Source organism: Microbacterium pseudoresistens (assembly GCF_013409745.1).
In the GTDB taxonomy this organism is placed as follows: Bacteria; Actinomycetota; Actinomycetes; order Actinomycetales; family Microbacteriaceae; genus Microbacterium; species Microbacterium pseudoresistens.
In genome coordinates this window covers 2,558,452-2,572,842 of record NZ_JACCBH010000001.1, presented here as the reverse complement: position 1 = coordinate 2,572,842, position 14,391 = coordinate 2,558,452, and the positions used below count along the sequence as shown (strand labels likewise).

At 69.0% G+C, this 14,391-nt stretch carries 12 protein-coding genes; all 12 read left to right on the top strand.

Translation table 11 applies throughout. The features are described from left to right. The first annotated feature begins 8 nt into the window (after nucleotides 1–8). The 12 genes from hisG (at nucleotide 9) to pyk (ending at nucleotide 14,331) form a co-directional block, all read left to right on the top strand. Nucleotides 9–848 carry an ATP phosphoribosyltransferase gene (gene hisG, locus BKA02_RS12645; RefSeq protein WP_179434533.1) on the top strand — a complete coding sequence of 280 codons (840 nt, stop codon included), beginning with the start codon at nucleotides 9–11 and terminating at the stop codon, nucleotides 846–848. Next, entirely contained in the window at nucleotides 848–1,609 is a 762-nt protein-coding gene (gene hisF / locus BKA02_RS12640; protein ID WP_179434531.1) for an imidazole glycerol phosphate synthase subunit HisF, read from the top strand. Before hisG ends, hisF begins: the two co-directional genes overlap by 1 nt. Then, the gene (gene hisI / locus BKA02_RS12635; protein ID WP_179434529.1) at nucleotides 1,606–1,977 is read left to right on the top strand and encodes a phosphoribosyl-AMP cyclohydrolase; all 372 of its coding nucleotides are present in this window, start codon (nucleotides 1,606–1,608) and stop codon (nucleotides 1,975–1,977) included. Before hisF ends, hisI begins: the two co-directional genes overlap by 4 nt. Further along, on the top strand, nucleotides 1,974–2,558 hold the full coding sequence (locus tag BKA02_RS12630; RefSeq protein ID WP_343045412.1) for a Trp biosynthesis-associated membrane protein: 585 nt from the start codon (nucleotides 1,974–1,976) through the stop codon (nucleotides 2,556–2,558). The genes hisI and BKA02_RS12630 overlap by 4 nt, the downstream gene beginning before the upstream one ends. An 88-nt stretch (nucleotides 2,559–2,646) precedes the next feature. Continuing rightward, nucleotides 2,647–2,877 (top strand): DUF6704 family protein, encoded by a 231-nt coding sequence (locus BKA02_RS12625; protein WP_179434527.1) that lies wholly within the window; start codon nucleotides 2,647–2,649, stop codon nucleotides 2,875–2,877. Continuing rightward, a complete protein-coding gene (gene trpC / locus BKA02_RS12620) occupies nucleotides 2,877–3,683 on the top strand; it encodes an indole-3-glycerol phosphate synthase TrpC (protein ID WP_179434526.1) in 807 nt (268 codons plus the stop codon). Before BKA02_RS12625 ends, trpC begins: the two co-directional genes overlap by 1 nt. Next, a complete protein-coding gene (gene trpB, locus BKA02_RS12615; RefSeq protein WP_179434525.1) occupies nucleotides 3,680–4,888 on the top strand; it encodes a tryptophan synthase subunit beta in 1,209 nt (402 codons plus the stop codon). The genes trpC and trpB overlap by 4 nt, the downstream gene beginning before the upstream one ends. Next, nucleotides 4,885–5,673 (top strand): tryptophan synthase subunit alpha, encoded by a 789-nt coding sequence (gene trpA, locus BKA02_RS12610; RefSeq protein ID WP_179434524.1) that lies wholly within the window; start codon nucleotides 4,885–4,887, stop codon nucleotides 5,671–5,673. The genes trpB and trpA overlap by 4 nt, the downstream gene beginning before the upstream one ends. Before the next feature lie 18 nt (nucleotides 5,674–5,691). Then, nucleotides 5,692–6,690: a prolipoprotein diacylglyceryl transferase gene (gene lgt / locus BKA02_RS12605; protein ID WP_179434523.1), complete on the top strand. Its 999-nt coding sequence runs from the start codon at nucleotides 5,692–5,694 to the stop codon at nucleotides 6,688–6,690. A gap of 160 nt (nucleotides 6,691–6,850) precedes the next feature. After that, entirely contained in the window at nucleotides 6,851–11,365 is a 4,515-nt protein-coding gene (gltB, locus tag BKA02_RS12600; RefSeq protein WP_179435478.1) for a glutamate synthase large subunit, read from the top strand. Then, nucleotides 11,358–12,824, top strand: a complete 1,467-nt coding sequence (locus tag BKA02_RS12595; RefSeq protein ID WP_179434522.1) for a glutamate synthase small subunit — start codon at nucleotides 11,358–11,360, stop codon at nucleotides 12,822–12,824. Before gltB ends, BKA02_RS12595 begins: the two co-directional genes overlap by 8 nt. A gap of 58 nt (nucleotides 12,825–12,882) precedes the next feature. Further along, nucleotides 12,883–14,331, top strand: a complete 1,449-nt coding sequence (gene pyk / locus BKA02_RS12590) for a pyruvate kinase (protein WP_179434521.1) — start codon at nucleotides 12,883–12,885, stop codon at nucleotides 14,329–14,331. The last annotated feature ends 60 nt before the right edge of the window (nucleotides 14,332–14,391 follow it).

Here is a 14,391-nt window from a genome sequence, read left to right as displayed (position 1 = left end):
AGACCCTCATGCTCCGCATCGCCGTCCCGAACAAGGGATCGCTGTCCGACACCGCCTCCGAGATGCTGCAGGAGGCCGGGTACACCGGCCGCCGCGACGCCAAGACCCTGCACGTGGTCGACGCCGAGAACGACGTCGAGTTCTTCTATCTGCGCCCGCGCGACATCGCGACCTACGTCGCCTCCGGCGCCCTGGATGTGGGGATCACGGGCCGTGATCTGCTGCTGGATGTGCGCCTGCCCGCGACCGAGATCCAGTCGCTCGGCTTCGGTGCATCCACCTTCCGCTTCGCCGCGCCCGCGGGGCGGTACGCGTCGGTCGAAGACCTCCGCGGCGTGCGCATCGCGAGCGCGTATCCGGGACTCGTCTCGACGTTCCTCGAAGACCAGGGCATCGAGGCCGAGCTGGTCAAGCTCGACGGCGCCGTGGAGTCGGCCGTGCGGCTGGGGGTTGCGGATGCGATCGCCGATGTCGTCGAGACGGGCACGACCCTGCGCCAGGCGGGGCTGGAGATCTTCGGTCCGGTGATCCTGGAGTCCGAGGCTGTGCTCATCGGCCGCGAGGATGGGGCCGAGGGCACCGACACGCTGCTGCGTCGGCTGCGCGGCGTGATGGTCGCCCGGCGCTACGTGCTCCTGGACTACGACCTGCCCGCGCACCTCGTCGACCAGGCGACCGCGATCGCGTCCGGCCGCGAGTCCCCGACGGTGTCGCCGCTGCGCGATCCCGAGTGGGTGGCCGTTCGCGTCATGATCTCGCGCCGCGGTGTCAACAAGGTCATGGACGACCTGTACGCCCTCGGCGCGCGGGCGCTGCTGGTCACGGCGATCGACGCTGCGAGGCTGTGATGTCGCTCGCGGCCCGTGTCATCCCGTGCCTGGACGTCGACGACGGCCGGGTCGTCAAGGGCGTGAACTTCGAGAACCTGCGGGACATGGGCGATCCTGTCGAGCTCGCGCGTCTGTACGCCGCCCAGGGTGCCGATGAGATCACCTTCCTCGACGTGACCGCGACCGTCGATGACCGGGCGACGACATACGACGTCGTGCGGCGCACGGCCGAGCAGGTCTTCGTTCCGCTCACCGTGGGCGGCGGTGTGCGTTCAGCCGAAGACGTCGCCCGACTTCTCTCGGTGGGGGCCGACAAGGCGGGTGTCAACTCGGCGGCGATCGCCCGGCCCGATCTGATCGGCGAGATCGCCGACCGGTTCGGCGCGCAGGTGCTCGTGCTCTCCCTCGACGTCAAGCGCAGCACGAACACCGAGTCCGGATTCGTCGTGACGACGCACGGCGGTCGCACCGAGACGCTGCTGGACGCTCTCGTCTGGGCGCGTGAGGCGATCGAACGCGGGGCCGGCGAACTGCTGGTCAACTCCATCGATGCCGACGGCACCAGGGCCGGGTTCGATCTCGAGCTGATCGGCCTCATGCGCGAGGTCTCCAGCGTGCCGGTCATCGCCTCGGGCGGGGCGGGGCGGGTCGAGGACTTCGCGCCCGCCATCGAGGCCGGTGCGGATGCGGTGCTCGCCGCGAGCGTGTTTCACTCCGGCGCTCTGGGCATCTCCGACGTGAAGGACGCCCTGCGCACCGCGGGGGTGACGGTGCGATGACCCTGTCCTCCCTCTCCGGAGTCCGGTTCAACGAACAGGGCCTCGTGCCGGTCGTCGTCCAGCAGTGGGACACCAAAGAGGTCCTCATGCTCGCCTGGGCCGACGAGGAGGCGCTGCGACGCACCCTCACGACAGGGCGCGCCGTGTTCTGGTCGCGCTCCCGTGCGGAGTACTGGCGCAAGGGAGACACGTCGGGGCACGTTCAGCACGTGCGCGGCGCGCGTCTGGACTGCGACGGCGACACCGTGCTGCTGCTCGTCGATCAGATCGGGGCGGCCTGCCACACGGGCACCCGCACCTGCTTCGACGCCGTGGATCTGGAGCCGGTCGTCGCCGGCCAGGCGGAGGGCGACGGAGGCGCGAGGTGAGCGGGTTGCAGCGGCGCGGACGGTCGCTCAGCGCGTTGCTGTTCGTGCTGGGCGGAGGGATCGGGATCATCTCCTCGACCCAGACCTGGCTGCTGGTCGCACGCGCCGACGGTGGGGAGCGGATCGAGGTGGCCGGCGCCACCGCGCTACCCATGCTGGCCCCGCTGAGTCTGACCGCCCTCGCCCTCGGTGCCGCCGTCGCACTGGTCGGCGTCGTGCTCCGCTATGTCTTTGCGGTGGTCGGCGTCGGCGTCGCCGTCGTGCTCATCGCGCAGACGATCCCGATCGTCGTCGACCCGCCGTTGAGCGCCGTGTCACCCGCGCTGACCGAGGCGACGGGACTCGCCGGGCAGCAGGCATTGTCGCGTGTCGTGGACGGGATCACCCCGACCGCGTGGCCGTGGCTCGCCCTCGTCGGATGGGCTGTGGTGCTGCTCGCCGCCGTGATCGTGCTCATCAGCGCTCGACGGTGGCGACGCGGCGGGCGCCGCTTCGAGTCCACGGCCCGGCCCAGCGACGGACCCGTCGATGCCGTCGAGTCGTGGGACGAGCTCAGCGGTGGAACCGATCCCACGCGCTGACCGGATGCGACCCGCCTCCCGCGGCGCCGAGCGGCGCGCACGACACCGGTAGACTTGCCTCGACCCCCACAGCATCCTCGGAGGAAACATGAGCAACCCCATCGCCGATCCCGGTCACGGACACTCGCCTGCCGCCTGGACGGCCGTGGTGATCATGCTCGTGGGCATCGCCATCGGCACCACCGCGTTCTTCCTCGACGTTCCCGTCGTGGTGTGGGTGTCGGTCGGCATCGTCGTCGTCGGGATGATCGTCGGGGTGGTCATGGCGAAGGCGGGATACGGCGTCAAGGGACCGAAGTACACCCCCAAGGCCCACTGATGGTCCTCGCCGACCTCACGGCCGGCGCTGTCGAAGACGCCGCCCGTCGTGAGCTGCAGCGACCGTTGCGCGACGTCGAGCGCGACGCACTCGCCCAAGCGCCCGCGACCGACGCGCGCAAGGCGCTCGCTCCCGCCGACCGGGTGAAGATCATCGCCGAGGTGAAGCGCTCCAGTCCTTCACGGGGGCGACTGGCCGAGATCCCCGACCCCGCGCTCCAGGCCTCCCTCTACCAGCGCGGCGGGGCGTCGGCGATCAGCGTGCTCACCGAGGAGCGCCGCTTCGACGGAAGCCTGGCCGACCTCGATGCGGTCGTGGGAGCCGTCTCTCTTCCCGTGCTGCGCAAGGACTTCATCGCGACGCCGTACCAGGTGCTCGAAGCCCGCGCCGCCGGAGCCTCGCTGGCCCTCCTCATCGTGGCCGGTCTTGATCGGCAGGTGCTCGGCGAGCTGTACCTCCTCATTCGCGAGCTGGGCATGACCCCACTCGTGGAGACGCACTCGGCGGAGGAGCTCGAGATCGCTCTCGACCTGGGTGCGGAGGTCATCGGCGTCAACGCGCGCGATCTGCGCACTCTCGAGCTCGACCGCGACCTTTTCGGGCGGCTTTCCGACCGCATCCCGTCGACAGCCGTGAAGATCGCCGAGTCCGCTGTGCTGCAGCCCGCTGATGTCGAGCACTACCGGCGCGCGGGTGCGGATGTCGTCCTCATCGGCGAGGCGCTCGTCACGGGCGATCCGGTCACGACGCTGCAGTCTTTCCTCGACGCCGGCGATTTCCCCGTCTCGACGGGAGCGGCGCGATGAGCCTGCGCGATCAGCCGGGGCCCCTGTTCGGCGATTTCGGCGGTCGCTACATGCCTGAATCCCTCATCGCCGCCATCGACGAGCTCACCGCAGCATACGAGTCGGCGATGGTCGATCCCGCTTTCCGTGAGGAGCTCGCGGCGCTGCTCGGCTCGTACGCCGGTCGTCCGTCGCCGATCACCGAGGTGGCCCGCTTCGCAGAGCACGCCGGGGGAGCCCGGGTGTTTCTCAAACGCGAGGATCTCAACCACACCGGCTCGCACAAGATCAACAACGTGCTCGGCCAGGCGCTGCTGACCAAGCGCATCGGAAAGACGCGCGTGATCGCCGAGACCGGTGCCGGCCAGCACGGCGTGGCCACCGCCACGGCGGCCGCCCTGTTCGGGCTGGACTGCACGATCTACATGGGCGAGGTCGACACCGAGCGCCAGGCGCTCAACGTGGCCCGCATGCGCCTGCTTGGCGCCGAGGTGATTCCGGTGACCACCGGATCGCGCACGCTCAAAGACGCGATCAACGACGCCTACCGCGACTGGGTGGCGACCGTCGAGACGACCAACTACATCTTCGGCACGGCGGCGGGTCCCCACCCGTTCCCCGCGATGGTGCGCGACTTCCAGAAGATCATCGGCGAAGAGGCGCGCGCGCAGCTGCTCGTCGAGACAGGGCGCCTGCCGAATGCGGTCGTCGCGTGCGTGGGAGGGGGCTCGAATGCGATCGGCATGTTCGACGCGTTCCTCGATGACGACACCGTGAAGCTGTACGGCGTCGAGGCCGCCGGCGACGGAGTGGACACCGACCGGCATGCCGCCTCGATCGAACGAGGCCGCACCGGCGTGCTGCACGGCGCGAAGACCTTCGTGCTGCAGGATGACGACGGCCAGACGATCGAGTCGCATTCGATCTCGGCCGGTCTCGACTACCCGGGCGTCGGCCCCGAGCACGCGTGGCTCGCCGACATCGGGCGCGCCGAGTACATCCCCGCCACCGATGACGATGCGATGCAGGCGCTGCGTCTTCTCAGCAGGACCGAGGGCATCATTCCCGCGATCGAGTCCGCCCACGCCCTCGCCGGAGCCCTGCGCATCGGCCGCGACCTCGGGCCGGGCGCCGTGATCGCCGTGTGCTTGTCCGGGCGGGGGGACAAGGACATGGACACCGCTGCCCGGTACTTCGGCCTGTACGACGAGGGAGCCGAAGGATGAGCCGTCTCGACGACGCCATCCGCGCCGCGCACGACGCGGGTCGCGGCGCCTTCGTGGGCTACCTGCCCGTCGGCTTCCCCGATCTGCAGACGAGCATCGACGCCGCGATCGCCCTCGCGCGCAACGGGGTCGACATCATCGAGCTCGGCCCGCCGTACAGCGACCCGGTCATGGACGGCGCGATCATTCAGGAGGCCACGCAGACGGCGTTGGCCGCAGGCTTTCGCATGTCCGATCTGTTCACCGCGGTCCGCGCGATCACGGCGGCCGTCGACGTGCCGGTCGTTGTGATGACCTACTGGAACCCCGTGCTGCAGTACGGCGTCGGTCGCTACGCCGATGATCTTCTCGCCGCAGGCGGGGCGGGGCTCATCACACCCGATATCACGCCCGAGGCGGCGCCGGAGTGGATCGAGGCGAGCAGGAGGACCGGACTGGACCGCGTGTTCCTCGCCGCTCCGACCTCCACCGATGAACGCCTCGCCCTGATCGCCGGAGCCTCCACCGGATTCGTCTACACCGTGTCGACGATGGGCATCACGGGAGAACGAGCCGAGCTCGACAAGGCCGCGCGCACCCTGGTCGGCAGGCTGCGCGCTCACGGCGCCGAACGGGCCTGTGTGGGGATCGGCATCTCCACCGCCGAGCAGATCTCCGGCGTGCTCGAATACGCCGACGGTGCAATCGTGGGAACCGCGCTCGTGCGGGCACTGCGCGATGGCGGCGTGGAGCGGCTCGCCGAGGTGACGCGCGAGCTGGCGACCGGCACGCGTCTGGATCGGTGACCCCGTAGACTCGAATCCATGCCCACCGCGCTCCAGCACGCCCTCGTCGGCGTGACCACCAGCATCCCGAGCCCCCCGGTCAGCTACTTCGATCTCGGACCGCTGCGCATCCACATCTACGCGCTGTGCATCATCACCGGGATCATCGTCGCCGTGCTGCTGACGAACCACCGGCTCACCAGGCGGGGCGCCGAGCCGTGGGTCGTGATCGACATCGCCATCCTCGCCGTGCCGCTGGGCATCATCGCCGCGCGCATCTTCCACGTGCTCACCCATCCGGGGTTCTACTTCGGCGAGGGCAAGAACATCTGGGCGGTGTTCTACATCTGGGAGGGTGGGATCGCGATCTTCGGCGCCCTCATCGGCGGTGCCGTGGGTGCGTGGCTCGGATGCAAGTGGACCGGGATCCGGTTCTGGACATTCGCCGACGCGCTCGCGCCCGGGATCCTTCTGGCTCAGGCCTTGGGGCGCTTCGGCAACTGGTTCAACCACGAGCTGTTCGGCCTGCCCACGGATCTGCCGTGGGGGCTGGAGATCGAGTCCTCCAATCCGGCCTTCCCCGCGGGGCTGCCGGAGGGCACGCTGTTCCACCCCACCTTCCTGTACGAGGTCGTCTGGAACGTGCTGGGCGTGCTGGTGCTGCTCTGGGCCGGTCGCGCGTTCCACCTGCAGTGGGGCAAGCTCTTCGCGATCTACCTCATCTGGTACGGCGCCGGACGCACCGTGTGGGAGTCGATCCGCATCGACCCCAGCGAGATCTACTTCGGCCTGCGCACGAACGTCTGGGCGGCGATCGCCGGGATCGTGGTCGGAATCGTCATCCTCATCGTGCAGACCCGCCGTCACCCGGGGCGCGAGCCCTCGCCCTACATGCCCGGCCGAGGACCGGGTGCCGCTGAGGTAGAATCGGCTGACGATTCGAGCGATTACGTCGACCTGAGCGCACCTCCGGCCGACCCGGTCGTCACGGGAGCCCCCGCCACAAGCACCGCTCCCTCCGGTGGGGAAGGCTCCTGAGAGAGCTTCCCGCCCGATGAGATCCCGCGCTCCGGCGGGGCTCACCTTCTGTTCGAGCGGGCCGATGTCGTCCCCGAGGTCATTCGAGTTCTGAGGACGGTATTCCGTGTACTTCCAGCCTCCCTACGGCGCCTCCGGCGCCTACCCCCCGAAGCAGGGCATGTACAACCCGGCGTTCGAGAAAGACGCCTGCGGCCTGGCCATGGTCGCAACCCTCCGGGGCACTCCCGGACACGACATCATCCAGCTCGCGCTCGAGGCCCTGCGCAACCTCGAGCACCGCGGAGCGATCGGCTCCGACGCGGGCACCGGCGACGGAGCCGGAATCCTGACGCAGATGCCCGACGACTTCCTCCGGCAGGTCGTCTCCTTCGAACTTCCCCCCGCAGGCGAGTACGCCGCGGGACTCGCCTTCCTCCCGCGCGACGCGGGCGCCCGCCGCACGCAGAAGGCCGGCATCGAGAAGATCGCCCGGTCTGAAGGGCTCACCGTCCTCGGCTGGCGCACCGTTCCCACCGAGAACTCCCACCTCGGCAAGCTCGCCGATGAGGCCCGCCCCGCCTTCGAGCAGCTGTTCGTGTCGTACGGCACGGGTGACGACGCCGTCTCGGGCATCGCGCTGGATCGCCTCGCCTACCGGCTGCGCAAGCGCGCCGGGCACGAGCTCGATGCATACTTCGTCTCGCTGTCCTCCCGCACGCTCGGGTACAAGGGTATGGTCACCACTTTGCAGCTCGAGCCGTTCTACCCCGATCTGCAGGACGAGCGCTTCACCTCGGAGCTCGCCGTGGTGCACTCGCGCTACTCCACCAACACCTTCCCGTCGTGGCCGCTCGCGCAGCCGCTGCGGATGCTCGCCCACAACGGCGAGATCAACACCGTCGGCGGCAACCGCAACTGGATGCGCGCCCGCCAGTCGCAGCTCGAATCCGACCTGCTCGGCGACATCCGCCCGCTGCTTCCGATCTGCCCCGACGGCGCGAGCGACTCGGCCTCGTTCGACGAGGTGCTCGAGCTGCTGACGCTCACCGGCCGCAGCCTGCCGCACGCCATCATGATGATGGTCCCGGCCGCCTGGGAGAAGCAGACCGGGCTCGATCCCGACCTGCGCGCCTTCTACCAGTACCACGCGAACCAGATGGAGCCGTGGGACGGCCCCGCCGCGCTGATCTTCACCGACGGCACCCTCGTCGGCGCCACCCTCGACCGCAACGGGCTGCGACCCGGCCGTTGGACCGAGACCACCGACGGTCTGGTCGTCATCGGCAGCGAGACCGGGGTGCTGGAGTTCGAGCCGGAGCGCATCAAGCGCCGTGGTCGCCTGCAGCCGGGAACCATGTTCCTCGTCGACACCGCGCAGGGGCGCATCGTCGAGGACGAGGAGATCAAGAGCGAGCTGGCGAGCATGCAACCCTGGCAGAAGTGGCTCGACGAGGGCACTGTGCGCCTCGCCGACCTGCCCGAGCGCGAGCACATCGTTCATCCGCCGGCATCGATCACCCGCCGCCAGCGCACCTTCGGCTACACCGAGGAAGAGGTCAAGATCCTGCTCACGCCGATGGGACAGACCGGTGCGGAGCCGCTGGGCGCGATGGGCAGCGACACGCCGATCGCCGTGCTGAGCAAGCGCCCGCGCCTGCTCTTCGACTACTTCGTGCAGCAGTTCGCCCAGGTGACCAATCCGCCGCTGGACGCGATCCGCGAAGAGGTCGTCACGAGCCTTGCGCTGGGCCTCGGCCCGGAGCGCAACCTGCTCGACGCCGGGCCCGAGCACGCCCGCTCCGTCACACTCGACTTCCCGGTGATCGACAACGACGAGCTGGCCAAGATCCGCCACATCGACCGGGCACTGCCCGGCCGTCTGAGCGCGACGATCCAGGGTCTTTACCACTTCGACGCCGGCGAGCACACGATGCAGGAGCGTCTGGCCGAGATGTGCGACGAAGTCGACGCCGCCATCGCGGACGGCGCGGAGTTCATCATCCTCTCGGACCGCGACTCCAACAAGGATCTCGTCCCGATCCCGTCGCTGCTCATGCTCTCGGCGGTGCACCACCATCTCATCCGCAAGGAGAACCGGATGAAGGTGGGCCTGATCGTCGAGGCCGGGGACGTACGCGAAGTGCACCATGTCGCGACTCTCATCGGCTACGGCGCCTCGGCCGTCAATCCGTACCTGGCGATGGAGACCGTCGAGCACCTCGTGCGCACGGGGTTCATCACGGGGATCGAGCCCGAGACGGCGGTGCGCAACCTCATCTACGCGCTCGGCAAGGGCGTGCTCAAGATCATGTCGAAGATGGGCATCTCCACCGTCTCGTCGTACGCAGGAGCCCAGGTGTTCGAGGCTGTGGGCCTCAGCCAGGAGTTCGTGGACGCCTACTTCACCGGCACCGAGACCAAGCTCGGCGGCATCGGCATCGAAGAGGTCTTCGCCGAGAACCAGGCCAGGCACGACTACGCCTACCCGGAGGATGCGGCAGCCCGTGCGCATGAACGGCTCTGGACGGGCGGAGAGTACCAGTGGCGCCGCGACGGCTCGCCGCACCTGTTCAACCCGGAGACGGTGTTCCGGCTGCAGCACTCCACCCGCACGCGCCGCTACGACATCTTCCGCGAGTACACGAAGCTCGTGGACGAGCAGTCCCGGGAACTGAAGACCGTGCGCGGGCTGTTCGAGCTGCGCACCGGGGAGCGCCCGCCCGTGCCTCTCGACGAGGTCGAGCCCGTCTCGTCGATCGTGAAGCGCTTCTCCACCGGCGCGATGAGCTACGGCTCGATCTCCCAGGAGGCGCACGAGACCCTCGCGATCGCGATGAACCGCCTCGGGGCCAAATCGAACACCGGCGAGGGAGGCGAGGATCCCGAACGCCTCATCGATCCGGAGCGGCGCAGCGCGATCAAGCAGGTTGCCTCTGGGCGATTCGGCGTCACGAGCCACTACCTCACCGAGGCGGATGACATCCAGATCAAGCTCGCCCAGGGTGCGAAGCCGGGCGAGGGAGGTCAGCTGCCTCCGCAGAAGGTGTATCCGTGGGTGGCCAGAACCAGGCACGCGACACCGGGCGTCGGGCTCATCTCGCCGCCTCCGCACCACGACATCTACTCGATCGAAGACCTCAAGCAGCTGATCTTCGACCTCAAGCGCGCGAACCCCCGCGCGCGCATCCACACCAAGCTCGTGAGCCAGTCCGGCATCGGCGCGGTGGCGGCGGGCGTGGCGAAGGCGCTCAGCGACGTCGTGCTCGTCTCCGGTCACGACGGCGGCACGGGCGCCAGTCCGCTGAACTCGCTCAAGCACGCGGGAACCCCGTGGGAGCTGGGGCTCGCGGAGACTCAGCAGACGCTCATGCTCAACAACATGCGCGATCGCGTGGTGGTGCAGGTCGACGGCCAGCTCAAGACCGGTCGCGATGTCGTCATCGGCGCGCTCCTCGGTGCCGAGGAGTTCGGATTCGCCACGGCGCCGCTGGTGGTGAGCGGGTGCATCATGATGCGCGTGTGCCACCTCGACACCTGCCCGGTGGGCGTGGCCACCCAGAACCCGGTCCTGCGCGAGCGCTTCACAGGCAAGCCGGAGTTCGTCGTGAACTTCATGGAGTTCATCGCCGAAGAGGTGCGCGAGATCCTCGCCGGGCTCGGTTTCCGCAGCATCGACGAGATCGTCGGCCGGGCGGATCTGCTGCGCACCGACGCCGCGATCGAGCACTGGAAGGCCGACGGCCTCGACCTCGCCCCGATCCTCGAGGGCCCGGTGTTCCCGGCCGACGAGCCGCGCCGCAGCGCGCGGGAACAGGATCACGAGCTCGAGGCCCACTTCGACGCGCCGGTCATCCAGATGGCCCGCGAAGCGCTGGAGGCCAAGGCACCCGTGGTCATCGAGCTGCCGATCCGCAACACGGAGCGCGCCGTGGGCACGATGCTGGGTCACGAAGTCACCCGCCGGTACGGCGCGGCGGGACTGGCTCCCGAGACGATCGACATCACGCTGCACGGCACGGCCGGTCAGTCGCTGGGCGCATTCCTGCCCGCGGGGATCGCGCTGCGCTTGGAGGGCGATGCGAACGACTACGTCGGCAAGGGCCTTTCCGGCGGCGACATCACGATCCGTCCGCCCCGCTCGGCGACCTTCGCCCCGCACCGCAACGTCATCGCCGGCAACGTGATCGGCTACGGCGCCACCGCCGGATCGATGTACATCTCGGGTGTCGTGGGCGAACGGTTCCTCGTGCGCAACTCCGGGGCGACCGCGGTCGTCGAAGGCGTGGGCGACCACGCGCTGGAGTACATGACCGGGGGAGTGGCGGTGATCCTCGGCGACACCGGCCGCAACGTCGGCGCCGGGATGTCCGGTGGCGTCGCCTACGCGCGGGGCCTGGCCGAGGAGAAGATCAACGCTCAGTCGCTGAGCAGCGGGGAGCTCATCCTCGAACCGCTCGACCGCGCCGATCTCGAGGTGCTGCGGAGCCTGGTGACCGAGCATCTCGAGCGCACCGGCTCGCCGCTGGCCCAAGAGATCCTCGCCGACTTCGACACCGTGTCGCGTGAGTTCGTGAAGATCGTCCCGCGTGATTACGCGGCCGTGCTGCGCACGCGGGAAGAGGCGCAGGATGCGGGGCTCGATCCCGACGGCGACGTTGTCTGGACCCGGATCCTGGAGGTGACCGGTGGCTGATCCCAAGGGTTTTCTGAAGGTCACGGAGCGGGAGCTGCCTGCGCGCCGTCCCGTTCCCGTGCGCATCATGGACTGGAAAGAGGTGTACGAGGCGCGTGACTCCGGCGTCTTGCGACGCCAGGCCGGGCGCTGCATGGACTGCGGCGTGCCGTTCTGCCACCAGGGCTGCCCGCTGGGCAACCTCATCCCCGAGTGGAACGATCTGACCTGGCGCGGCGAGGGCCGCTCGGCGATCGAACGCCTGCACGCGACGAACAACTTCCCGGAGTTCACCGGGCGCCTGTGTCCTGCTCCGTGCGAGAGCGCGTGCGTGCTCGGCATCAACCAGCCCGCGGTCACGATCAAGCAGATCGAGGTCGCGATCATCGACGAAGCCACCTCCAAGGGGTGGGTCACGCCGCAGCCGCCCGAGCGACTCACCGGAAAGACCGTCGCCGTCGTCGGCTCCGGGCCCGCCGGCCTCGCCGCGGCCCAGCAGCTCACCCGCGCCGGGCACACCGTGGCCGTGTTCGAACGCGACGATCGCATCGGCGGACTGCTGCGCTACGGCATCCCCGACTTCAAGATGGAGAAGACAGTCATCGACGCACGCCTGCGTCAGATGCAGGAGGAGGGCACGCGCTTCCGTGCCGGTGTCGAGATCGGCGTCGACATCTCCTGGGACGAGCTGCGCACGCGTTACGACGCCGTGGTCGTCGCCACTGGCGCGACGATGCCGCGCGACCTGCCCATCCCGGGGCGCGATCTCGACGGCGTGCACTTCGCGATGGAGTACCTCGTCGAGTCGAACAAGGCGGTCGCGGGGGCCCCTGTGCCGAACCAGATCACGGCCGAGGGCAAGCACGTCATCGTGATCGGCGGCGGCGACACTGGCGCCGACTGCATCGGCACCGCCCACCGCCAGGGGGCGTTGAGCGTGACGAACCTCGCGATCGGCCGCCAGCCGTCCGACACCCGCCCGGACGACCAGCCCTGGCCGATGATGCCGACGGTGTTCGAGGTGCAGTCGGCGCACGAGGAGGGCGGCGAGCGGATGTATCTCGCCTCGACCGTCGAGTTCCTCGCGAACGATGCCGGCGAGGTCAGGGCGCTGCGGGTGGCCGAGACCGAGTACGTCGACGGCCGTCGCATACCCAAGAGCGGCACGGAGCGCGAGATCCCCGCCGATCTCGTGCTCATCGCGATGGGCTTCACCGGACCCGAGCACGACACGTTCACCGACGCGTCTCGCCTCCAGCTCACCGATCGCGGAGCCTTCGTGCGCGACGACGAGTACGCATCCACGCAGCAGGGCGTCTTCGTCGCGGGTGACGCCGGTCGCGGCCAGTCGCTCATCGTGTGGGCCATCGCCGAGGGGCGCGCCGCGGCGGCGGGAGTGGACCGCTATCTTATGGGAGAGAGTGAACTGCCGTCGCCGGTACGGCCGACGGATGTCGCCATCGGGCTCCAGCCCGCGTAGGCTGGCTGCGGCAACGTGGCCATCCCTTTCCTTCCTCTTTCGACTCGGAGACTTTGATTTGAGACGCGCCAAGATCGTCGCCACACTCGGACCTGCCACCTCGACCTATGACACGGTTCGACAGCTGATCGACGCGGGGGTGGATGTCGCCCGTCTGAACCTCAGCCACGGCGACTACTCCGTGCACGAGGCGAACTACGCCAACGTGCGCCGCGCCGCCGACGACTCCGGTCGCGCGGTCGCCGTGCTCGTCGACCTGCAGGGCCCGAAGATCCGTCTCGGCCGGTTCGAAAACGGACCGTACGAGCTCGAGGTCGGTGACATCTTCAAGATCACCACCGAGGACATCATCGGCAACCGGGAGATCTGCGGAACGACGTTCAAGGGGCTGCCGCAAGACGTCAAGCCCGGCGATTTCCTCCTGATCGACGACGGCAAGGTGCGCGTTGAGGTCGTCGAGACCGACGGCACCGTCGTGACCACCCGCGTCGTCGTCGCCGGCGCCGTGTCGAACAACAAGGGCATCAACCTGCCCGGCGTGGCCGTGAACGTGCCCGCGCTGAGCGAGAAGGACGAAGACGATCTGCGCTGGGGTCTTCGCACCGGTGCCGATCTCATCGCGCTGTCGTTCGTGCGCAACGCCAGCGACGTCACCCGCGTGCACGAGATCATGGACGAGGAGGGGGTGCGCATCCCCGTCATCGCCAAGATCGAGAAGCCGCAGGCGGTCGATGCGCTCGAGGAGATCGTCGACGCGTTCGACGGGATCATGGTCGCTCGCGGCGACCTCGGCGTGGAGCTTCCGCTGGAGGCCGTGCCCATCGTGCAGAAGCGCGCGGTGGAGCTCGCCCGTCGCAACGCCAAGCCGGTCATCGTGGCCACGCAGATGCTGGAGTCCATGATCTCCAGTCCCGTGCCCACCCGTGCCGAGACCTCCGACGTCGCCAACGCCGTGCTCGACGGCGCCGACGCGGTGATGCTCTCGGGCGAGACGAGCGTGGGGGAGTACCCCGTCGTCGTCGTCGAGACCATGGCCCGCATCGTCGAGTCCACGGAGGAGCACGGCCTGGAGCGCATCCACCCGCTCGCCGCCAAACCGCGGACCCAGGGCGGGGCGATCACGCTCGCCGCCCTCGAGGTCGCCGAGTTCGTCGAGGCGAAGTTCCTGTGCGTGTTCACGCAGTCCGGCGACTCCGCGCGCCGGCTCTCGCGGCTCCGCTCGCGCATCCCGATGCTGGCCTTCACGCCCGAGCCCGCGATTCGTCGTCGCATGGCGCTGACCTGGGGCATCCGTTCAACCCTGGTCGACGCCGTGCAGCACACCGACCTCATGTATCACCAGGTCGATGAGTATCTGCTCGGAGAGGGACTGGCCGAGGAAGGCGACCGCGTCGTGGTGATCTCGGGGTCGCCTCCCGGAATCATCGGATCGACGAACGACATCCGCGTGCACAAGGTCGGGGATGCCGTCGGCGGTGCGGCACCGGTGTACAAGTCGGGCGTCTGATCGATCAGCGCGCATGAGGAGGGGGCGGGTTCTTCGGACCCCGCCCCCTCCTGGCGTCTG